General features: G+C 65.8%; 18 protein-coding genes. 7 read left to right on the forward strand and 11 right to left on the reverse strand.

Annotation, left to right across the window (positions count from 1 at the left end; all coding sequences use genetic code 11):
• Positions 1–126: 126 nt before the first annotated feature.
• The 3 genes from JVX91_RS20510 to JVX91_RS20520 all read left to right on the forward strand — a co-directional run bounded on the left by JVX91_RS20510 (position 127) and on the right by JVX91_RS20520 (position 3,063).
• Positions 127–1,059 carry a GntR family transcriptional regulator gene (locus JVX91_RS20510; RefSeq protein WP_205335993.1) on the forward strand — a complete coding sequence of 311 codons (933 nt, stop codon included), beginning with the start codon at positions 127–129 and terminating at the stop codon, positions 1,057–1,059.
• Positions 1,060–1,145: 86 nt separating this feature from the next.
• A complete protein-coding gene (locus JVX91_RS20515; protein WP_205335994.1) occupies positions 1,146–2,432 on the forward strand; it encodes a glycosyltransferase in 1,287 nt (428 codons plus the stop codon).
• A 94-nt stretch (positions 2,433–2,526) separates the two neighbouring features.
• Positions 2,527–3,063 (forward strand): GNAT family N-acetyltransferase, encoded by a 537-nt coding sequence (locus tag JVX91_RS20520; protein WP_205335995.1) that lies wholly within the window; start codon positions 2,527–2,529, stop codon positions 3,061–3,063.
• Positions 3,064–3,087: 24 nt separating this feature from the next.
• Here the strand turns inward: JVX91_RS20520 and JVX91_RS20525 are convergent, their stop codons facing one another.
• The 4 genes from JVX91_RS20525 to JVX91_RS20540 all read right to left on the reverse strand — a co-directional run bounded on the left by JVX91_RS20525 (position 3,088) and on the right by JVX91_RS20540 (position 7,462).
• Positions 3,088–4,137, reverse strand: a complete 1,050-nt coding sequence (locus JVX91_RS20525; RefSeq protein WP_205335996.1) for an AraC family transcriptional regulator — start codon at positions 4,135–4,137, stop codon at positions 3,088–3,090.
• 252 nt (positions 4,138–4,389) lie between these two features.
• Complete coding sequence (locus JVX91_RS20530) at positions 4,390–5,598, reverse strand: DSD1 family PLP-dependent enzyme (RefSeq protein ID WP_205340058.1); 1,209 nt, start codon at positions 5,596–5,598, stop codon at positions 4,390–4,392.
• Between the two features lie 85 nt (positions 5,599–5,683).
• Positions 5,684–7,072, reverse strand: coding sequence for a D-arabinono-1,4-lactone oxidase (locus tag JVX91_RS20535; protein WP_205340059.1), 1,389 nt, complete (start codon positions 7,070–7,072; stop codon positions 5,684–5,686).
• Between the two features lie 21 nt (positions 7,073–7,093).
• Complete coding sequence (locus JVX91_RS20540; RefSeq protein ID WP_205335997.1) at positions 7,094–7,462, reverse strand: c-type cytochrome; 369 nt, start codon at positions 7,460–7,462, stop codon at positions 7,094–7,096.
• A gap of 290 nt (positions 7,463–7,752) precedes the next feature.
• Here JVX91_RS20540 and JVX91_RS20545 point away from each other — a divergent pair, with 290 nt between their 5' ends.
• The gene (locus JVX91_RS20545; protein WP_205335998.1) at positions 7,753–8,637 is read left to right on the forward strand and encodes a DMT family transporter; all 885 of its coding nucleotides are present in this window, start codon (positions 7,753–7,755) and stop codon (positions 8,635–8,637) included.
• Here the strand turns inward: JVX91_RS20545 and JVX91_RS20550 are convergent.
• The 3 genes from JVX91_RS20550 to JVX91_RS20560 form a co-directional block, all read right to left on the reverse strand.
• Positions 8,634–9,968 carry an MFS transporter gene (locus tag JVX91_RS20550; RefSeq protein WP_205335999.1) on the reverse strand — a complete coding sequence of 445 codons (1,335 nt, stop codon included), beginning with the start codon at positions 9,966–9,968 and terminating at the stop codon, positions 8,634–8,636. The genes JVX91_RS20545 and JVX91_RS20550 overlap by 4 nt on opposite strands.
• Before the next feature lie 387 nt (positions 9,969–10,355).
• Positions 10,356–11,435 (reverse strand): C45 family peptidase, encoded by a 1,080-nt coding sequence (locus JVX91_RS20555; protein ID WP_205336000.1) that lies wholly within the window; start codon positions 11,433–11,435, stop codon positions 10,356–10,358.
• 59 nt (positions 11,436–11,494) lie between these two features.
• Positions 11,495–13,231, reverse strand: coding sequence for an amidohydrolase (locus tag JVX91_RS20560; RefSeq protein ID WP_205336001.1), 1,737 nt, complete (start codon positions 13,229–13,231; stop codon positions 11,495–11,497).
• 106 nt (positions 13,232–13,337) lie between these two features.
• On the opposite strand from JVX91_RS20560, the gene JVX91_RS20565 reads away from it, so the two are divergent.
• Positions 13,338–14,252 (forward strand): LysR family transcriptional regulator, encoded by a 915-nt coding sequence (locus tag JVX91_RS20565; RefSeq protein ID WP_205336002.1) that lies wholly within the window; start codon positions 13,338–13,340, stop codon positions 14,250–14,252.
• Positions 14,253–14,484: 232 nt separating this feature from the next.
• Here JVX91_RS20565 and JVX91_RS20570 read toward each other — a convergent pair whose 3' ends face one another.
• On the reverse strand, positions 14,485–15,393 hold the full coding sequence (locus JVX91_RS20570; RefSeq protein WP_205336003.1) for a LysR family transcriptional regulator: 909 nt from the start codon (positions 15,391–15,393) through the stop codon (positions 14,485–14,487).
• 359 nt (positions 15,394–15,752) lie between these two features.
• On the opposite strand from JVX91_RS20570, the gene JVX91_RS20575 reads away from it, so the two are divergent.
• On the forward strand, positions 15,753–17,390 hold the full coding sequence (locus JVX91_RS20575) for an amidohydrolase (protein WP_205336004.1): 1,638 nt from the start codon (positions 15,753–15,755) through the stop codon (positions 17,388–17,390).
• A 74-nt stretch (positions 17,391–17,464) separates the two neighbouring features.
• The gene (locus JVX91_RS20580) at positions 17,465–18,799 is read left to right on the forward strand and encodes an APC family permease (RefSeq protein ID WP_205336005.1); all 1,335 of its coding nucleotides are present in this window, start codon (positions 17,465–17,467) and stop codon (positions 18,797–18,799) included.
• Positions 18,800–19,133: 334 nt separating this feature from the next.
• Here JVX91_RS20580 and JVX91_RS20585 read toward each other — a convergent pair whose 3' ends face one another.
• The 3 genes from JVX91_RS20585 to JVX91_RS20595 form a co-directional block, all read right to left on the reverse strand.
• Positions 19,134–20,606: an aldehyde dehydrogenase family protein gene (locus JVX91_RS20585; protein ID WP_205336006.1), complete on the reverse strand. Its 1,473-nt coding sequence runs from the start codon at positions 20,604–20,606 to the stop codon at positions 19,134–19,136.
• A 143-nt stretch (positions 20,607–20,749) separates the two neighbouring features.
• The gene (locus tag JVX91_RS20590; RefSeq protein ID WP_205336007.1) at positions 20,750–21,127 is read right to left on the reverse strand and encodes a DUF3592 domain-containing protein; all 378 of its coding nucleotides are present in this window, start codon (positions 21,125–21,127) and stop codon (positions 20,750–20,752) included.
• A gap of 73 nt (positions 21,128–21,200) precedes the next feature.
• Positions 21,201–22,028, reverse strand: a complete 828-nt coding sequence (locus JVX91_RS20595; RefSeq protein WP_205336008.1) for a nuclear transport factor 2 family protein — start codon at positions 22,026–22,028, stop codon at positions 21,201–21,203.
• Positions 22,029–22,093: the final 65 nt, after the last annotated feature.

Raw genomic sequence — 22,093 nt, forward strand, 5'->3', positions numbered from 1 at the left:
GTCTTTTTTTCAAAATAAAAACCGAACCACTGGCGAAGTCAACCATTTCTTGCATTCTTGTTGGACCACCCACGCTGTGGCATAAGGGGCTCGCCCCGTGCCACGGGCCCGCTGGAGAGCATCGGCTTGAGCAACGTCACTGAGAAAAAACCGCGCACCAACCACCTGGAACTCGCCCGGCGTGTCATCGAGCACGCCCAGGACAGCGGGCTGGGCGAAGGCGACGCGCTCTCGGAACAACAGCTGGCGCGCACCTTCGGCGTGTCCCGCACACTGATCCGCGCGGGACTGGACCTGCTGCTGGAACAGCAACTGGTGGCCCACGAACCGGGCAAGGGCTATCGCCTCACCGCCGACCCTTCCGCCCAGGTGCTCGGTCCCGCCCTGCCCCAGGCCGAGGAAGAAGCGCTGGCCGCCTCGGTGCTACGTGACCGCATGGCCGGACGACTGGGCAACAGCCTCAGCGCCAGTGAGCTGATGCGCCGCTATGACATCAACCGGGTCGCCGCGCAGAAGGTGCTGGCGCAGCTCAGCGAGGACCAGGTACTGGAGCGAGGCGCCGGGCAGAGCTGGTCGTTCCGCCCGCTGCTGAACAACCTCGCGGCGCTGGAAGACAGCCTGCGCTACCGCCTGATCCTCGAGCCCGAAGCCCTGCTAGCTCCTGGCTTCGACCCGGACCTGGCGCGCCTCGCCCTGCTGCGCGGGGCCATGGAAGAACTGCTCGGCGCGCCCATAGAACGCTTCGACGTAGCGCAGTTCCGCGAACTGGATATCGGCTTCCACGAACTGATCGCCCAGGGCTGCGGCAACCGCTTCATCGGTGACTCGCTCCTGCAGCACCAGCGCCTGCGCCGCCTGCCCAACCTGCTGCCGATGGTCAGCGTGCACCGCCTGCAGGAAGCCCTGCGCGAGCACCTGCGGATCATCGAGCAGATCGAGCGCGGCCAGCTCGAAATCGCCGCCGACCTGATGCGCCTGCACCTGCGACTCTCCTTCGCGCAGCGCCCGCAGACCGCCAACCGCGGGATTCCGCAGTCATTCGCCGGGGCGCGCCGCTAAGTATTTTTCACTCACGGTGTTTTTTTTAACGAAAAAATGCAGTATCAGTTTTATGCAGTGCCCGTGAGCAACACCCGGATGTGCCCATGACGCAAAGAACAAGAACCATCGCTTTCTTCCCCGAAGCCAGCTTCGGCGCCGCGCTGAACTGCATCGGCATCGCCCAGGCCCTGCGCGAACTCGGCGCGCGCCCGGTGTTCATCTGCCATGCGCACTTCCAGGGCATCTTCGCCGAGTACGGTTTCGCCGAGTACCCGCTGCAACTGGATTCTCCGCTGTCCGCGGCCGATCACCAGCACTACTGGGAACGTTTCATCGAGCGCAACGTGCCGTACTTCGACCAGCCGCCCCTGGCGCAGATCGACAGCTACGTGGCGCCGGCCTGGGAAGCCATCATCGACACCGCCATCGAGTCGGAAAAGCCGCTGCAGCAGTTGCTCGCCCGGCTCAAGCCCGACGCCATCGTGCTGGACAACGTGGTCAGCTTCCCGGCCATCGCCGCCGCCGGCTGTCCCTGGGTGCGCATGGTGTCCTGCGCTGAAACCGAATTGCCCGACGCCGCCGTGCCGCCCTATCTGTCCGGCGCCAGCAGCGACGATCCGCAAGCCTGCGCGATCTACCGCGAGCACTACCTGAAAGCCACCCAGCCGGCGCACGAGCGCTTCGCCCGCTTCCTCAGCGAGTGTGGCCACCCCGCCCTGCCCGCCGGCCAGTTCCTCGAAGACTCGCCCTGGCTCAACCTGCTGCTGTCGCCCAAGCCGGTGCGCTACGAGCGCCAGAAGCCGCTGCCAGCGGAGCGCTATCTGTACCTCGACGGCTGCGTGCGCAGCGAGGCACCGTACATTCCGCCGCAGTTCCCCCGGCACGACGACGCCCCGCTGATCTACGTGAGTTTCGGTAGCCTTGGCGCGGCAGACGTGGCGATGATGCAGAAGCTGATCGACGCCGTGGCGCAACTGCCCTACCGCTTCCTGATCAACGTCGGCGCCTACCGTGAGCACTACGACACGGTGCCGGACAACGTCTACCTCGACAGCTGGTACCCACAACCGGCAGTGCTGCGCGAGTGCCAGTTGTTCATCCACCATGGCGGCAACAACAGCTTCTGCGAAGCGCTGTATTTTGGCCTGCCCTCGGTGATCATTCCCTACTGCTGGGACGGCCACGACAACGCCCGGCGCGCCGAGGAAGTCGGCGTGGCACGCTACCTGCCTCGCTTCGAGAGCCCGCTGGCGGCGCTGCCCGAAGCTCTCGCCGAACTGCTCGCCGACCAGACCATGGAGCAACGCCTGGCCGCCGTACGCGAACAGATGCAGGCCTCGCGCGGCACCGAAACGGCGGCACGGGCGATCCTCGACATCTGCGCCGACTGAGCCAGCCATTGGCACCTTCGAAGCACCTGCGAATGGCACTCTGCTGCACGCCAATCCATGCGTAAGCTGGACTCCAACCACGCCGGAGTCCTGCATGACCGCCTTCGATAACCAGCCGACCCTGCTCGGCCATACGCTGCAACTGCGCCCGCTGAGCGCCGATGATTTCGAGGCGCTCTACGCCGCCGCCAACGCCCCCGAGACCTGGGCCGGCCACCCGGCCACCGAGCGCCATCGCCGTGAAGTCTTCGAGCCCTACTTCCAGTTCCTGGTGAACGCCGGCGGCTGTCTGCTGATCCTCGACCGGGCAACCGGCGAGGCCATCGGCTGCTCGCGCTACTACCCGGTGCCGGACCAGCCGGACGACATCGGCATCGGCTTTACCTTCATCAACCACCGCTACTGGGGCGGCGCGACCAACCGCGAGCTGAAGACGCTGATGCTCGGACATGCCTTCCAGTGTTTCGAGCGCGTCTGGTTCCACATCGCGCCGAGCAATATCCGCTCGCAGAAAGGCACGGCGAAGCTGGGTGCGGAACTCGCCTACGAAGCGGACCTCGACCTCTCCGGAACGCCGGCGCGATGGCTCTGCTACCAGCTACCGCACGAGCGCTGGCAAAACGGCGCCTGACCGTGAACGCCGGGCGCCGCCTTCTCAGGCTGACTGGGCCGACGCCACTACGTCGTCACGGCAAGCCGATGGGCTCCGGCCGGTCCAGCGCTTGAACGCTCGACGGAAGCCACGGACATCGCTATAGCCAAGGGCCTCGGCGATCCGCTCGATGGGCATGTCGGGGTTGTTCAGCAGGCTGGTCGCACGGGCGCGGCGCACCTGCTCCAGCAATGCGTCGAAGGTCATGCCGTGCTCGCTCAGGCGCCGACGCAAGGTGCGGCTGCTCATGTTGAGGCCGGCGGCGACCTTGTCGATCGGGCAGCCCAGCGGCAAGTCGCGAAGGATGGCGCGCTCCACCGTTTCCAGCAGCCCCATCTTCTGCTGCACCGACGCGGACTCCGCCTCCAGCAGGTTGAGTGCCTGGCGCAACGCCACGGGCTGGTGGCTGGGCAGTTGCAGGTCCAGCCACTGGCTGGCGATCACCATGCGGTTATGCAGGCAGCCGAAGCGCAGCTCTGGCCCGAGCAGGCGCCGATACTCCGCCTCGTAGCTGGGCGCAGCATGGGTGAACTCGAAACGCAGGGGCTGGAATGCGCTGCCGATCAGCGCGCGGTTGTAGACCAGTACGCTGGCGAAGAACTCTTCCACCGCGAAGATCTGGATATCGGCGTAGGGAAGCCGGCACTCCACCTCGATGAAGCTTTCTTCGGGGCCTTCGAGCAGATGGCACACCGTCATGCCGCCGGTGGTGTGCTGGAAGCGGCGGCCAACCTCGAAAGCGTCACGCAGGGTCTTGCACAGGGACAACACGTGGCCGAGCAGGCCGAGGGTGCCGAGCACGTTGTGGGCGCCGACCCAGAGTCCCAGGCCGCGCTCGGGCAGCGCCTCCAGGGCGCGCTGGATCATGCTCACTGCCTGGCGGTAGGAGATGCGCTGCGCCGGGTCCTGCAGCTCCTCGACGGTAAAGCCGAGGCCGAGGCATAAACGCTCGCTGCTCACCCCCTTGTCGCTGGCGACCTCGGCGAGGGTCTGCAACAGGAAGGGAGAAACCAGGGCCAGGTCGAATTGGGCGTCGATGGGAGTGCTGGGCATGTGGGCTGTTCTCGAACCGGGGCGCCTGAAGTTCTTGTTGTGGGAGCCAGTGCACGGCGGCGACATCATAGCGCGTTCGCGCGAATGCCAAGAACGAGCGTAACAGAATATTACAGAGTGCCCAGCAAGCTCGCCGGTGGGCCCTACCGGTAGGTGTCATGACCTTACCCGGAAAGCACCTGAGGAACGAATAGCGGATAGAAAAAACCCCAGGTCATCAGCCTGGGGTTTTTCGTTGGTGCGAGCCCTGGCTCAGCTGTAGACCGGCCAATGCTCGACGATGCGCCCCTCGCGCACCGCCAGCAGATCGCCGAACTGCAGCAGGATCGACTCCGACTGGGTGGGTCGCAGGAATACCTGATCATTCACGTCCAGGCCGACGGCGTGGGAGCCGTTCATCATCTCCTGGTTGGAGCTGCGCCCATACAGCCCGTTGAACTGCAGGCCCCGGGGCGACTCGGGTTCCGCCATCCAGTTGCCGCCGTAGACGAAGAAGGTCTCGCGCAGGTTCGGGTCCCACCAGGAGAAGATTGCCGACTTGTCGTCCAGCGCCGGCATCTCCACAGCTCCCGTGCTTTTGAGCACCGGAGTGGCGATGAACGCGGCCGGCTGATGATCCACCAGCGAAGGCAGGTCGTAGTGAGTCGGCTTGACCAGCGCGGAGCCCACCGATACCTCGCTGCTGGTGCGCTCGTGTTCATGCATGCGGTAGCTCGGGCTGCCGGCGGTGTTCAGCGTCAGGTCCGGCCGCCACAGCGCAGCGTGCTGCGTGCGGGCGTAATCGACGAAACCGTCGTAGAGCGTCATGACCTTGGCGAAGAGTTCCTCCGACGAGCCGAGGATGCCCGGCACGCCCATGCCGACGAAGGGGTCGTAGCCCATGAATCCGGCGAACTCGAGGTGCTGCGGGTTGGCGCCGATCAGCGTGAGCATCTGCCCCAGGGTGGCGTGATCCGCCACGCCGCCGCGGTGGAGGCCGACATCCAGCTCGATGTTGATGCGCATCCGGGTGTTGAGCGCCTTGGCCAGCGCCAGGTACTCCTGCAGGCGCTCAGGCGTGTCCAGCAGCCATTGCAGCTGGGCCTTCGGATCGAAGGGACCGCTGAGGTTCGCGTAGAACTCCTGCGCCGAGCGCACCGGCAGCGGCTTGCCCAGCAGCAGGTCGGCGTCGGGGAAGCGCTCGGCATCGTGGTTGAGGAACGGCTGGTGGAACGACATCATCCGCCGGGTGCCCGTGCGTTTCGAGAGGTAGTCGAGCAGTTGCGGCGATGGCAGGGATTTCTCCACCAGCCGCAGGTGCTTGCCGGTACGGCGCACCGACTGCATCACCACGTCGATGTTGTGATCCAGGCGATCCAGGTCGATCAGCATCACCGGGCGCATCGGCCCGTGCTCCCTGAGTTCGCGGTTCAGCCTGGCGAAATAGTCGGTGTACGGGGCGCCCTTGTCGGAGGGCCGCAGCCAGGCACCCGCGCCCGCCAGCAGAACACCTGCCCCGGCAGCGCCGACGATGAAATTGCGTCGTTTCATGGAATCTCCTTCCTTGTCAGGCCACGCCCAGGATCGACATCAGGTGGGCATTGAGGAACTTGCCCTGCGGGTCCAGCGCCTGGCGCACCTCGGTGAATTCCTTCCAGCGCGGGTAGAGCGGCTGCAGCGTCCGCGCGTTGAGCGTGTGCAGCTTGCCCCAGTGGGGCCGGCCGGCGTACTTCCAGAAGATCGGTTCGACGGCGGCGAAGAAGTTGTGGTGGTCCATGCTGTAGTGCTGGTGCACGGAGATCGAGCAGCTGTCGCGTCCCTCGAACATGCTCAGCGGGATGTCGTCGGCCTTCACGTAGCGGTACTCGATGGGAAACCAGGTGCGCAGGTCCTTGTCGCGGATCAGCTTGAGGATCTCCCGCAGGCAGGCCGGGCCGTGTTCCGCCGGCACCGAATACTCCATCTCGTTGAAGCGCACGTTGCGCACATTGGCATAGATCTCGTAGGAGTCGTCGATGCGATCGTCGAAGCTGGCGATGTGGCGCAGGTTGTTGAGCAGGAAGGTGCGCGCGGCGGGGAAGTCGCTGCCGTACTTGTCGAGATTCTCGATCAGGCTGACGAATTCGTTGCCGCCTTCCTTGGCCGGGTCCAGCGGTGGCGTGGGCGGGTCGGTGGTCTCGTTGAGCGCGATGGACAGCGCATAGTCGGAGTGGGTGATCACCTGCATTTCCCAGTGCTGGTTCTCGCGGGTGTTCTTCTCCACGTCCTCCAGCAGTTCCTCGGTACTGGCCACCCACTGCCGCTCGCGCAGGCGATAGGCCGGGCGGTTCTGCAAGCGCACGCGGGTGGCGACGCCAAAGGCGCCGAGGGAGACCCGTGCGGCGTTGAACACCTCGGGGTGGCGCTGGGCGTCGCAGTCCAGCACCTCGCCGCTGGCGGTCACCAATTGCAGACCGGTGACGCAGGAGGAATAGGAGCCAAAGCCGACGCCGGTGCCGTGGGTCGAGGTGGAAATCGCCCCAGCTAGGGTCTGGTAGTCGATGTCGGCCATGTTCGGCAGCGCCTGGCCGACTTCCTTCAGCGCCGCGCCCATGAGCGACATCGGCGTGCCGGCGGCGAATTCCGCCTGCAACGTCTCGGCGTCGTGGCCGAGCAGGCCGTTGAAGTAGGCGAGCGAGACCAGCGTGCCATCGGTGGGCACCAGGGCGCTGAAGGAGTGAGCCGAGCCGACCGGCCGGACCTTGCCCTGGGCCTGGCGGATGACCTGCACCAGCTCATCGAGGCTCTGCGGCGCCAGCCGTGCCGCTGGCAGGCAACTCTGCCCGCCGGACCAGTTGCGCCAGGGAATCAGTCGTGGGGCACGAGCCAGCTCGGCGGCCATCGGACTGCTGGAAAGCGCCGCGAACGCGCCGGCGACGCCCGCGCTAAGCAGCAATTGGCGCCGGGTGAGATGCATAGTCATCTGGATACCCCTCGCCTATTGGACTTGCTGGCCAGACATGAATGAGATCAGCGCGAGGAATTGTTCTTCCGAGCACTGCATGCACATGCCCATGGGCGGCATGCCCTTGTAACCGTTGATGCTGTGGTCCAGCAGGCTGTCGGCGCCCTGCGCCACCCGCGGTTGCCAGGCCTTGGCATCGCCGGTCTGCGGCGCGCCGGAGGCCGGGTTGGCGTGGCACAGCTTACAGCTGCTGTCGTAGACCTTGGCCAACGCGGGGTCACTGGGCGCCAGGGCGGCGGTATTGCGGGGGGTGGCTGGCGCGGCGTCTTCGCCACAGCCGCCGAGCAGCGCGACCAGCGCCAGCAGGGCGGCCGTCAGCAGCGGTGTTGCAGGTTTCAGCATGGTGCTCCCCTCTTCTACCGCGCCGGACAGGCGGCACGGACTCTTGTTGTCATGGGCACACCGACGTTAAGCCACGCGCCGCTCGGCGCTGAGGGCATTGGCGGCCAACAAGGGGGCAAACGGGGACAGCGCCGCGGCGAAGCGGTGGCGACGATCTGCCAGCCCATGACGCTGCGAGATCGAAAAACGTCGGTGCGACACCTTCCCAAGAGGCGCGAGCGCCCGGCAAGATGGCCCGATTCGCCGCCGCGCTTCGGCGGCCACCTTCTGCCGTGTGTTTCGGGAGTCCTATGCAACCCCGTGATCTTGCCGCCTACCTGTTCCTCGCGATCGGCTGGGGGCTGTCGTTCCTGGTACTGCTCAAGGCCATCGCGGGTTTCGGCTGGGTTGGCGCAGTGAGTTTCCGCGCCCTGATCGCCAGTTTCACGCTGTTCGCCGTGGCACGCCTGTCCGGGCGCAAGCTGAACTTCGAAGGGTTGTGGAAGCCGCTGTGCGTGGTCGGCGCTACGACGGTGGCCGGCCAACTGATCGGCATGACCTTCGCCACACCACGCATCGGCACCGCCATGGCGGCCATCTTCGTCGCGGCGATCCCGCTGTTCTCCATGCTGATCGGCCGTATGTGGGGCCTGGAACGGATCACCTGGAGCGGGCTGGCCGGCATTGTCCTGGGCTTGTTCGGCATCGTGCTGCTGGTGGGTTTCCCGGCGGTGCCCGTGACCCATTCCTTCATCCTGGGCTGCGCCGCTTCGGTGTTCGGCGCGGTGTGCGCAGCCTTCGGCAGCAACTACGCGAGCCTGCACTTGCGCACCGCCGGCCCGTGGGAAGTGACCTGCGGGGCCTTCCTGATCGGTGGCGTGCTGACATTGCCGCTGCTGATCTGGGTGCCGCTGCCGGGCACGCCGCAGCCGATCGACTTCCTCTTCCTGCTGATCTGCGGCTGCGTGCTGAGCGCGGTCAACTACGTCGTCTACTTCCAGTTGGTCTCGCGAATCGGCGCCACCAAGACCATCAGCGTGGAGTTCGTCGTCACCGTGGTCGCCGTGATGGTCGGCGCGCTGGTGCTGGGCGAAAGCCTCTCACTGATCCAGGGCCTGGGCGCGCTGATCATTCTGGGCGGCTGCGCCCTGGTGCTCGGGCTGGTGCCGGGCACCAAGGCGCGCGCGGTGACTTAACCGACCTGCGCCTGCGCCGTAGCGAGCGAGGCCTCGTCCCGGTCGATCACATCCATCGGCAAGCGCGAGGTTTCGCGTAGCAGCCACGAACAGATCGCCACCAGCAGCAGTGCCGCCGCACCGTAAAGCGCCACGCCGAACGGATTGCGCCCGGTGGCGATGAGGATGGCCGTGGCGATGCTCGATGCCGTGCCGCCGCCCAGTGCCGCGCCGATCTGGTAGCTGAAGGAAATCCCCGAGTAGCGCATCTCCCGCGGGAACTGTTCGGCAAGGAAGGCCGGAATCGGTCCCTGGGTCGCGCCCATGAAGAAGCCCACAGCGATATACGCCAACAGCGCCAGCGGCAGGTTGTGCAGGCCGATCAGCGGGAAGAAGGCGAACAGCCCCAACGCCATGATCGCCGCCCCGAAGATCATCACCGCGCGGCGGCCGAAGCGGTCCGACAGATGCCCGAAGAACGGCGCGGACGCCACGATGGCCACCGACAGCGAGAAATCGAACAGCAAGGCGTGGCTACTGCTGTAGCCGATGTCCGTCGCATAGGCGAGGAAGAAGGTGCTGCCGATGTAGGCGATGGTGACGTAGCCGAAGGCAATGCCGATGCACAGCAGCAGCTCGCGCGGCCGACGGCGGAAAGCCTCCATCAGCGGCATGCGCGCCTCGGCTTTCGGCGCGGCCTTGGTCTGCGGCGCGGTGTTCTGCAGGCGCGCGTAGAGGCCGATCAGCACCAGCAGGCCACCGAGCCAGAACGGAATGCGCCAGGCGATGCCGCTCAGGTCATCGTCGAAGGCGAAGCTGACGATGGCGAATACCGCCGAACCGAAGATGCCGCCGATACCGATGCCCATGCTGGTGAAGCTGCCCCACAGGCCACGACGCCCCTTGGGCGCGACCTCGATGCCGAACAGCGCCGCCCCGCCCCACTCGCCACCGGCGGCGAAGCCCTGCACCAGGCGCAGGAGCACCAGCAGCACCGGCGCCGCCGCGCCAATGCTGGCGTGGGTCGGCAGGAAGCCGATCAGCAAGGTGCTCAGGCCCATCAGCACAAGGGTCGCGACCAGCGCCTTCTGTCGGCCGTAGCGGTCACCCAGGTGGCCGAACACCACGCCGCCCAGCGGGCGTGCGAAGAAGCCCGCGCCGAAGGCCGCGAACGCGACCAGCACGGCGGTCAGCCGGTCCATGCCAGGGAAGAACAGTTGCGGGAAGATCAGCGCGGCGGCGTAGCCGTAGATGACGAAATCGTAGAACTCCAGTGCGGTGCCCATGCCGGAAACGCAGAAGGTGCGAAAGGCCGAGCGCGAACCCGGCGCAGCGGGCGTGTGATCGATCATGGCGGTTCACTCTTGTTTTTGTGGTAATACGAAACCCGCGCGGCGGCCGGGGGGCTGCCACGGGGACGAATGTTTTGGAACGGAGACTTTGCGTTGGAGCGCCTTGCGATCTGCGACGACGCGAGTTTCAGCGCTCGGATGCCTCCCTCACCCCAGCCCTCTCCCAAGGGGAGAGGGAGCCGCGCGTGCCGGCTGATACAGTCGTTTCAACCTGCACCAATCAGTCCCCTCTCCCAATGGGAGAGGGGGCCGCGTGTGCCGGCTGATATTGTCGTTTCAACCTGCACCGATCAGTCCCCTCTCCCCCTGGGAGAGGGTTAGGGTGAGGGGGCCGTCAGGCCAATTCGCAGCGAATCCTCTACGACTCTTCCCGTTGAAACCCAGGACCTAGAACCGCAGGAACCCCTCGTCCGCCAGCTTCTTCGGCGTGCCAGCCACGTATTCCAGGGCACAGCCAACGGTGTCCAGGCCAATGCTCAGCAGGGTCTCCCAGCGCTCGGTGTCCGGCTCGGACATGTCCGGATGGAAGCACACCACCGCCTGATCGCCCTCAGTGCCACAGAAGGCGTCGGCACGTTCGCGCAGGGCCTTGCCGGTCATGCCGGTGGTGGCGGCCTTGAGGTGGTCCAGGCGCGCGTAGGTGGTGGAGACATCCGCCGTGCGCTCGCCCCAGCTCAGCTCGCCGTCGAGGAAGTGGTTGGTATGCAGCAGCCAGCCATCCTCGCGCGGCACCACCACGGCGGTGTGCGCCGGGCTCATCTCAATGCTCGCGGCGCGGGCGCGAACATCGCTGCGGGTGAACACGCTGAGCACGGTGGAGGCGCTGACCCGTGCGGAACGTGCCATGTCAATCGCCTCGGTGACGCTGGTGGCTTCCTCCAGCACGCGGCGGGCGATGGCATGCACCGGCACACCGGCGCTGCCGTCATCGCTTTCGTGGTGCAGGATGTTGAAGTGCACGCCCAGTCCCGCGCTGTTCACGCCGATCTTGCCGAGCATGCCGAACTCGGTGAACAGCTTGGCGGTCAGGCCGGTGCTGCCGGTGAAGCCCAGCAGCAGGCCGTGGGGCACCAGGCTGTCGTGCCAGTCCCAGGTTTGCAGGCTGCGCGGTGCGATGGCGCCGGCGGGTGCGTGGACGGAAGTGGAGCACTCGCCTTCCACCGGCTGCTCGGGCATCACTGCCAGCACTTCGGTGCGGGCGTTCAGCGCCGCCAGTTGCCACAGCGGCAGGCCGGTGCCCAGGGCCAGACCTTCGACTTCCTTCGCCAACGCGGGGCACCAGTCGGCCAGCGCGGACAGGCTGCCTTCGCCAATGGCCCGCGCCTTGTCGATCTCCACGCCGACGCGCGGGAAGAAGTCCAGGTACAGCGCCACGCTCTGGCGGATCTGCTCGGCGAAGGTTTCGCCGATCTGCCGGCCACGCTGTAGCGGGTCGCGGATGTCGGTGGTGAAGGTGTGAAGAATCACGGCAAGGCTCCTGCAATTGCTTTTTTTTGAGGCCGGAGCGCCAGGGCGCTCCGGTTGGATCAGAGTTTGTCGTCGGAACGACTATAGACTTCGCGGCCGGCGAACCAGGTCTTGAGCACCTGGGTGTCGCGCAGCGCTTCCGGCTTGACGGTGAACACGTCGCGGTCGAGCAGGATCAGGTCGGCCTGCTTGCCCGGCTTCAGCGAACCGATGCGGTCTTCCAGGCGGATGGTGCGTGCGGCGTTGAGGGTGTAGGCCTGGAACATGGTCTGCCGGTCGATGTCCTCGGCGGCGTTGAGCACGCCCTTCGGGCCGACGCGCTGGATCGCCTGGTAGATGGCCTTCCACGGGTCGGGCGTGGTGATCGGCCAGTCGCTGGCTCCGGAAATGGTCGCGCGGTTCTTCAGCAGCGAGCGTGCCGGATACATGTGCAGGAAGGCCATGGCGCTGACGTAGGGCTTGACCAGATCGACGCTGTTCTCGTCGGCGGCGGCCCAATAGAGCTGCATGGAAGCGATCACGTCGAGCGCCTTGAAGCGCGCGAGATCCTTTGGGTTGACCATCTGCAGGTGAGTGATTGAGTGCGGGATGCCGCTGTGGCGATCCTTGCGCGCCTGCTCGATGCCGTTGAGCGATTCGCGCACCGCGCGGTCGCCGATGGCGTGGATGTGCACCAGCCAGCCGCGGGCGTCGGCGGCGCTGACCAGTTCGCCGAAGTGCTTGGGGTCGATCAGCAGTTCGCCGTACTTCTTCGAGTTGCTGTAGGGCTCGAGCATCGCTGCGCTCTGCGCCGGCACCTCGGCCACGCCGTCCGCGAATACCTTGATGCCGGGCAAGGTGAGGTTGGGGACATCGATGAATTGCTGGCGCACCTTGTCCAACTCATCGAGATCGGCTGGCTTCGCCTTGGAATCGGCCATCAGCAGCGCGGCAACGTGGGCGGTAAGCCCGCCCTCCTCCGCCAGCATCTTGTAGGCCGGCAGTACGCCAACGGAATCGTTGTGGATGTCGCCGCCGGGATTCTCGTTCGCCAGGGGCTCCATCCAGGCGGTGATGCCCAGCTCGTGGTAATAGCTCTGCGCGCCTTTCAGCGCCTTGAGCAGCTCGTCATCAGTCGGCAACGGCAACAGCGCCTGCACCGGATAGAGACCGGCATCCACCAGAAAACCATTGGGCGTGCCGTCGGCGCCGTGGCCAATGGTGGCCTGCTCCTCGCCCTGCAGCGACTTGACCTTGGCGGCATCGATGCCGGCCAGTTTCAGCAACGCCTGGTTGGCCCAGCCGGTGTGGTAGTCGCCACCTGCCAGGAGGATCGGCTGATCGGCCCATTCGCCCTGGTTGAAGCGCTGCTGCAACTCGGCGATCTCGTCCCAGTACGCCGTGGGCACGCCACCGACATAGAGGAACTGGCCACGCCGCGCGCGGCCATCGTCGCGCCACTGGCGCAGCTTGCCCTCGAACTCGGCGAGCGGTATGTCCTGATTGTCCAGATTGGCCTGGAGCATCTGCAGGCCACCCTTGACCAGATGGGTATGCGAGTCGATGAAGCCCGGCATCAACACCTGGCCGTGCAGGTCGATGACCTTCGTTCCCGGTTGCTTGAGTGTGAGGATCTGCGCGTCGGACCCGACGGAGAGAATGCGGCCGTTCTCCACCGCGACGGCTTGTTGCAGCGCCTGGCCGGGTTCGGCGGTGTAGACCTTACCGCCATGGAAGATCAGGTCGGCGGCAGCCATCGTTTCCATCGAGGAAAAAGCGCAAGCGGCGGATACCAGCGCCGGAATCAGTAGTTTCATCGCAGAGCCTTCGTTATTGTTGGTCTGCGAAGAAGGTTAAGCAAAAGCCCCGGCGCCTTTAACACCGACTTCCCGCACAACTTCTGTTCCTGACAGGAAGCAATCCATGGACAAGATGACCGCCCTCACCATGTTCGTCGCCACCGCCGACCATGGCGGCTTCAGCCGCGCCGCCGAACAACTGGGCAAGACGCCGTCGGCGATCACCAAGGGCGTCGCGCAGCTGGAAGCCGAACTCGGTCAGCGCCTGTTCGAGCGCACCACAAGGCGCATGGCGCTGACCGAGGCCGGGCACATCTATCTGGAGGGCGCGCGCCAGGCGCTGGTGCAGCTGCAGCGGGCCGAAGAGGAAGTGGAGCAGTTGCAGACCGAACTGCGCGGTAGCCTGCGCATCGCCGCCCCGCCCTCCTTCGCGCCGGCATTCTTCAACGCCGTGTGCTGCCGATTCCTGCGCGAGCACCCGCAGGTGCGCCTGGAAGTGGACCTGGCCGATGAGTTCGCCGATCTGGTGGAAGGCGGCTATGACCTCGCCCTGCGCGACGGCCCCATCGACCTGCCGGACGTGATCGCCCAGCCGCTGCTGGAAAACCGCCTGCTGCTCTGCGCAAGCCCGGCATACCTGGCGCGCAAGGGACTGGATGTAACCCTGGAGAACTACGAGCAGCACGACTGGCTGATCTTCCGCCACCCGTTGCTGAACCGGAATTTCTGGTGGGTCCAGCGTGATGGCGAGCGCATCCGCATCCGCCAGCCGACACCGCGGGTGGCCAGCGACAACTACGACTTCCTGCTGTCGTGCCTGCTGGATGGCCAGGGCCTGCAATTCCTGCCGCAATGGAGCGCGTTGCCCTACCTCGAACGCGGCGAGCTGGTGGAGCAACTACCGGATTGCTGGCGCGACCAGAGCGCCTTCGGGCCATGGGTGCATGTGCTCTACCTGCCGCACCGACGCAGCACGCGCAAGGTGCGGGTGTTCATCGACTACCTGCGCGAGCATTTGCAGGGGAAGGGGTTGAGCTGATCTAGCGACCGGCGCAGCGGCGAAGGCGATCGCGGACAGAGTCCGCTCCTACGAGATCAGAAGCCCCTCTCCCGCACGCGGGAGAGGGGACCGTTCGGTGCAGGCTGGAACCAATGCATCAGCCGGTACAGACGGCTCCCTCTCCTGCGGGAGAGGGCTGGGGTGAGGGGGAGGCATCGGTACCGATTAGCCAACAGAAGACCGTTGCTCCTACAGGGATTTTCCTGCCCGATCAGACCAACCGCTGCTCCCGCAGATATTCCCGCAGATGCTCGATGAACGCGATGATCTTGCGCGTCGCCCGCCGCGTACTCGGATACACCGCCAGCAGCTCAGACCCCAGCGCCTTCGGGTCGAAATGGCAATCGTCGAGAATCGTCCGCAGCCGCCCGTCACGCAGGTACGGCAGCACGCTCCAGTACGGCGATGGCAGTATCCCTTGCCCGGCCAGGCAGGCCTCCAGCAGCAGCTCCTGGTTGTCGCTGTTCAACCGTCCGCTGCGCGGTAGCAACACCCGCTCCGCACCGCGCTCAATCAGCCAACTGTCCCCCAGAGCCGGGTGGCGATAGACCAGGCACTCATGCTCCGCGAGCTGCTGCGGGCGGTCCGGTGCGCCGTGGCGTGCCAGATAGTCAGGGCTCGCGCAGAAGACGATGCGACTCTCGCCGACCGGCTGCGCGATCAGCCCCGGCAGGTCGCTATGGCCCAGGCGCAGCGCGAGGTCGTAGCGGCCGTCGAGCATGTCGATGTAGGCATCGCTCAGGTCCACTTGCAGGCGCATGTCCGGGTGCTTCTGCAGAAACAGGGCGCAGGCGGCATTGAGGAAAGGCCGGCCGAACGCCAGCGGGCCGTTGATCCGCAACGTGCCCTTGAGGCTGTGGTGCAACTGGGCGATTTCCTCCTCGGATTCACGCATGCGCTCCAGCACTTCCCGCGCCGTTTCCAGATAGAGCTGCCCGGCCTCGGTCAGCGCCATGCTCCGCGTCGTGCGCTCGAACAGCCGCGCACCCACCTCCTGCTCCAATTGCCCGACCGATTTGGCCACTGCCGAGGGCGTCTTGCCCAGCTCCTCGGCGGCACGGCTGAAGCTGCCGAGCTCGGCGCTGATCACAAAGAGTTGCAGGCTGTTGAGCTTGTCCACGATTGAGTCCGATTTTTCCCAAGTGTTATTCCGGCGGGCAACTTTCTCGCCATCCGGAAGGCCCTTAGCCTCTGCCACACCCCAACAAGAATCAAGGGAAAGGCGCTTTCATCGAGATAAGCCGCCGCGCCCTCCGCCCCGTGCATTTTGAACTCGAAAATGAAAATACATCGCCTTCCCCTTCAACACAGGCACTTCTCGACCTACCGCTCCCACCGATCGGTGACGAGCTTGGCAAGTCCGTTTCGAACCGCCCCGCACGCCTCTTCCTCCATGGACGAATGACCGTCATCCGGGCGATACGCAGCCCCTCGATGACGCCCAGCCCTCTTCCTCTACCCGCCTTGCCTGGAGCCACCATGCCCACCACCGCCGAGCTGATCATCACCCACGCCGACATCCGCACGATGGACGAAAACCATCCGCGCGCCGAGGCCATCGCCATACGCGATGGGCGAATCCTTGCCGTGGGCAGCAATGCCCGGATCGAAGCGCTGGCGGATGCCAACACGCGCCGCATCGACGCCGACGGGCGGCTGATCCTCCCGGGCTTCCAGGACACCCACGTGCATTTCCAGCTGAGCGCCGCCGACCTCTACCACAACGCCTCGCTGTACGACGCCACCACCCTCGACGAGCTGCTGGCGACCATCAAGGCGTTCGCCCAGGCGCATCCGGAGAAGCCCTGGATTCGCGGCGTCGGTTTCTCCTCGGCACGCTTCACCCCCGAACAACTCACCAGGGAACTACTGGACAGCGTCACCGATGGCCGTCCGGCGCTGATGTTCGCCAGCGACTACCACAACGGTTGGGCCAACAGCGCCGCCTTCGAACGGGCTGGCGTGCGCCCCGGCAGCGCCGAGCCGGACAACGGCGAGTACCTGCGGCATACCGACGGCACGCCCAGGGGCTGGCTGGTGGAAGACGCCATCTGGGCGATGAACCGCATCGCCCCCGGCTATACCGACGACGACTACCTGCAGGCCATGGCGCACTACAGCAAGGCCTTCAACGCCCGTGGCATCACCGGCGTGCTGGACGCCATGGCCGCACGCAATTACCTGAAGAACTACCAGGCCTCCTATGAGCGCGGTGACCTGACCCTGCGTGTCTGCGCCACGTCGAAAATCTTCGCCCACAAGTCGCTGACCGAGCAGATGGCCGAGCTCAAGGATCTGCGCGCCACCTATCAGGGCGACCGCGTGCGCCTGCACTCGGCGAAGTTCTTCCTCGACGGCGTGTTGGAGAACGGCACCGCCGTGCTGGCCGCGCCGCGCAGCGACACCGGCGGCAATGCCGAGCTGATGTTCAGCCAGGAGCAGATCGACGAGTTCTTCAGCGCCTTCGACCGCGAAGGCTTCCAGATCCATGTGCACAGCATCGGCGACGGCGCCGTGCGCGCCGCCCTCAATGGCCTGGAAATCGCCCGCGAACGCAACGGCCAGTGGGACTCGCGCCATCAGTTGGCGCACCTGCAGGTCGTCGCACCGGAGGACATCCCGCGCTTCAGGCAACTGGGTGCGCTGGCGAACTACCAGACGCTCTGGGCGCAGCCCAATCCCGAGGCGGACGCCATCGTCGAAGCCATGATCGGCCCGCAGCGCAGCCAGTACATCTACCCGTTGGGCGAGTTCGTCCGCCAGGGCGTGACCTGCATGCTCAGCAGTGATTGGGGCGTGACCGGCTACGACCCGTTCCAGATCATCCAGTGCGCCCTCACCCGGCAGAACCCGGCACTGGGCAGCGACAGCCCGGTGCAGACCGCCCAGCATCGCATCGGTATCGACGACGCGATCAAGGGCTACACGATCAATGCCGCCCACGCCGCCTGGCGCGACGACTGCACCGGTAGCCTGGCGCCGGGCAAGTACGCCGATCTGATCCTGCTGGACCGCGACCTCTACGCCATCTCCCCCTACGAGATCGGCCAGACCCAGGTCCTGCTGACCCTCCTCGAAGGCCGCGAGGTGCACCGCGACGCCAACTTCGCCGGCTGACCTGCACGATCACCCGCCCGCCGCCAAGGCGGGCAATCCAACCCCTCCAACAACAAGAACAACGGAGCCTGAACATGGGCGCTGCAATTTCCCGAAACGAGGCACAACTCAGGCGCACCCTCGGCCTGAAGGACCTGGTGGCCTACGGCATGGCCTATATCGCGCCGATGGCGCCGCTGACCACTTTCGGTTTCGTCTGGGACGCCTCCGGCGGGCTGGTCGCCCTGGCCTACCTACTCGGTGCGATCTGCATGTATTTCACCGCCCAGAGCTACGCGACGCTCTCCAATGAAGTGCAGAGCGCAGGCTCGGTGTACGGATTCGCCCGCCACAGCCTGGGCGAATTGCCGGGCTTCATCGCCGGCTGGCTGATCCTGCTGGACTACCTGCTGATCCCCGCACTGGTATTCCTGATCATGTCGGTGGGCCTGCAGATCCTGGTTCCCGGCCTGGACCGCGCGCTCTGCCTGGTGCTGCTGGTGGCGGTATCGTTGGGCATCAACTGGTTCGGCGTCGCCGTCACCACGCGGGTGAGCATTGTCTCGGTGGTGCTGCAATTCACCGCGATGTTCGGCCTGCTGGGCCTGGCGCTATTCGCGCTGTCCCAGGGCAAGGGCGCCGGCACGCTGACCGCCGCACCGTTCTTCGACAGCAGCGCCTTCGACGTCGGCAAGGTGTTCACCGCGACGTCCATCTGCGTGCTGTCCTTCCTTGGCTTCGACGCCATTTCCACCCTCGCCGAAGAGGTGAAGGACAACGATCGCCGGCTGGTCGGCCGCGCCATCCTCACCGTGCTGTTCATCTGCGCGGCGCTGTTCGTGGTGACGGCCTGGGTGCTTGGCAACCTGATGCCGGGTGTGACCATCAAGGACTCCTCCGCCGCCATCTACGAGCTGACGTCGACGCAGATCGGCCCCTGGCTCGCCCTGCTGCTGGCCTGGGTGATCGCCGTAATGGTCGGCCTGACCAACGCACTGCCGATGCAGGTCGGGGTGTCCCGCGTACTGTTCGCCATGAGCCGCGACCGTCAGTTGCCGGCGCTGTTCGCCCGCCTGCACCGCAGGCACGGCACGCCGCATGTGGCGCTGGTGCTATCGACGCTGCTGTCTCTGGGGATTGCGCTGGTGATGCGCGAGCGCATCGACACCCTCGCCTCCTTCGTCAACTTCGGCGCACTGACCGCGTTCGTGCTGCTGCACCTGTCGGTGCTGGTGAAGCTCGGCATCAAAGGGCGTAGCAGGCGTTGGTTCGCCCACTGGCTGGTGCCGATCATCGGCATTGCAGTGGTACTGACCGTACTCGATGGCATGGACGTGCACGCGCTGATCATGGGCAGCATCTGGCTGATAGTCGGCTTGCTCTACGGCCTGTACCTGCGCGGCAAGGGCCGGGTTGCGCTGAGCGTTTGATCCGACATGAGGTCCGAGATGCCCAGCGAGCGTAGGAGCAACTGTCTTTCTCGGGAAGCCCGTGCCGAAGTTTTCCCCTCACCCCAGCCCTGGCTACGCGCCCCGCTCCTGAGGGAGAGGGAGCAGTCCATGCCGGCTGACACCGAAGATTCATCCTGCACCGAACGGTCCCCTCTCCCCCTGGGAGAGGGTTAGGGTGAGGGCTGACCGGAGCACGGACCGATCAGGCAGGAGCGGACTACGTCCGCGATGTGCCACCGGCCAGCTCGGAGCCACCGGGAAGCGATCGCGGACGGAGTCCGCTCCTGCACAATCGTTCTCTGCGCTCCCGAGCTTATTTGATATACCAACCCCAGGGCTGGTCGCTGAGGTACTCGGTGACCTGCTTGGTCTCCAGGTAGTTGTCCAGGCCCCATACACCCAGTTCGCGACCGATGCCGCTCTGCTTGTAGCCGCCCCAGGGCGCCTGGGTGAAGGTCGGCTGCGAGCAGTTGACCCAGACGATGCCGGCACGCAGGCCACGGCTCACCCGCTGGCAACGCGCCGGGTCGGCGGACATCACCGCCGCCGCCAGGCCGAACTGGCTGTGGTTGGCCAAGCGCAATGCCTCGGCTTCGTCCTTGAAGCGGCGCACAGCGAGCACCGGGCCGAAGATTTCCTCGCGCCACACGGCGCTCTCCAGCGGCGCGTCGATGAACACGGTCGGTTCGACGAACCAGCCTCTGTCCAGATGCGCCGGACGCTTGCCGCCGGTGGCCAGCTTCGCGCCATCGCGCACGCCCGCCTCGATGGCCTGCAGCACCTTGGCGTGCTGGCCGGCGCTGACCAGCGGACCGAGCAGCACGCCCGGTTCCAGCCCGTTGCCGATGGTGATGCGTCGGGTTTCTTCCACCAGGCGCTCGATCAAACGGTCATGCAGGCCGTCCTGCACCAACAGACGCGAGGTGGCGCTGCACACCTGACCCTGGTTCCAGAAGATGCCGAACAGAATCCACTCCACGGCCGCCTCGACATCGGCGTCGTCGAAGACGATGAAGGCCGACTTGCCGCCCAGCTCCAGACTGACGTTCTTGATGTCCTGGGCCGCCGCCTGCATGATCGCGCGCCCGGTCGGCACGCTGCCGGTGAAGGCCAGCTTGTCCACGTCCGGATGCGCCGAGAGCGGCGAACCGGCATCGCGCCCCAGGCCGGTGACCACGTTGAGCACGCCCTTGGGCAGGCCGACGGCGTCAGCGGCAGCGGCCAGCTCCAGGGAGGTCAGCGGAGTCAGTTCGGAAGGCTTGAGCACGGCGGTGCAACCGGCAGCCAGCGCCGGCGCGACCTTCCACGAAGCCATCAGCAGCGGATAGTTCCACGGGATGATCTGCCCGGCCACGCCGACTGGCTCGCGCAGCACGCGGCAGGCGAAACGCTCGTCGGGCAGCGCGACCACTTCACCCTCGTCATTCAGCCCTTCAGCCAGCTCGGCGTAATAGTCGAAGCAGCCGATAGCGTCATCGATGTCCCACTGCGCTTCGGGCAGCGGCTTGCCGTTGTCCTGCACTTCCAGGCGGGCCAGGTCCTCGCGGCGGCCACGCAGGTTGTCGGCGATGGCGCGCAGGTAGCCGGCGCGCTGCTTGCCGCTGGTGCGCCCCCACTCACCTTCATCGAACGCACGGCGCGCGGACTGCACGGCGCGATCCACATCCTCGCCAGTTGCGGCAGCGACTTCGGTCAGCACCGTTTCGCTGGATGGCTCATACACCTCGAAGCGGCCGCCCTGGGCGGGTGCCTGCCACTGGCCGTCGATATAGAGCTGGTCGCGCATGCGAAGGTCTCCTGAACGTGTTGGAATATTTGTCGGGCGAGCATAGGGAAATGGGCGCCGATTTGATAACGCAGGCGCCGTGCATGCGGGCACGCGCGGAGCGGCACGTCCGAAAAGCGCCCGGTACGGTCCGTGACTCGGACTCAAAGAACCTCGTGGAAGCGCGGAATCTCCGGCACGACGATGACCGAATAAGCCGGCTTCTTCGGGTTGTAGCCGATTGTGATCGGCCGCCCAGTGGGGAACTGGGCCGCTTCCTGGATAGCGCGCGGCTTGCCTGCCGTGACTGCGACCAGATAGCGGTCACGATACTGCCTGCCGCCAACCTCATAAACGTAGTGTGCGTAGACGTAGTAATGCGACCTCGGAGAACTATTCTTCGACGCCAACTTGTGCTCTACCTCGGTGCTCTCCACCACTGCATCGGCCCTGGGGCCGTTGCGGCTCTCGGATTCCACGCTGCACATCTTCGCGAAGGCAGCGACCATGATCAGGCAGAGCGCCCACTTCAACACGTTCATAGCATCATCCTTGATGGGTAAGCAGGCCGAACCTTGCCGGCTTCAGCAGGATAGACAGGGGCAGCGCCTTCAGCTACAGCGCCGCCTTCTGCTCCAGGTACGCCTTGGGCGACAGCCCGGTCTCCTCGCGGAAGCAGCGATAGAACGTCGACAGCGAACGGAACCCCGCCGCCCGCGCCAGCTCGTCGATTCGGGTAACACTGGTGGCACTGTCGAGCTGACCGAGCAAATGTTTCAGTCGCAACTGATTCAGGTACTGGTAGAAACTCAGGCCAAGCACCTGGTTGAGGAAGTAGGAAATCTGGTTGCGCGTATAGCCGGTAGCCGCCGCGACCTGGGGCATGTCCAGCTCGGGATTGAGGTACGGCTGGGCCAACTGGAAGTACTGCTGGATGTCGCCTCCCAGCAGACTCAACTGCCGTGCGGAAAGCCCCAGACGGCTGCCCGCCATGCGCGGCTGCGGTTCGCTGGCTGGCTTCTGCGGCTGGCCGATCAGCGACGCATGCTCGTTGACCCGGACGATGCGCCCGTCACGCACGGTGTAGGCCTCGCTGGCGCGGAACGACACCAGCCCCTCGGTCCCGCGCAGGGTCACCTGGTATTGCAGGAAGGCGGTGTCGCCGTCCACCCGCAGGCGGTCGGTGTAGACCTGCGATTCGTCTCCCGCAGCCGGCATGCTCGCTTGGAGGTAATCGCGAAGATCTTCCGGGGCGATGCGTCGCCCCTGGAAGAAGTCGTTGTACTCCACCTGCGGATCGAACAGCGCCAGCAACGCTTCGACATCGTGACGGCGCCAGGCCTGGTGATAGCGCATCACCACCCCGTGGGTGGCGGCGCTTGCCGGGTCGGGCTGAAAGGTCGTGCCTTCCAGAGTGGCACTCCAGCCCTGGTTGTTGCTCATCCGTATTCCCCTGCCGGTCCTGGCCGGCTCCGATGCTCCGGGCGTGCCCGCAAATAGCGACGGGT

Origin of the sequence: Pseudomonas sp. PDNC002, assembly GCF_016919445.1 — a bacterium.
Lineage (GTDB): Bacteria > Pseudomonadota > Gammaproteobacteria > Pseudomonadales > Pseudomonadaceae > Pseudomonas.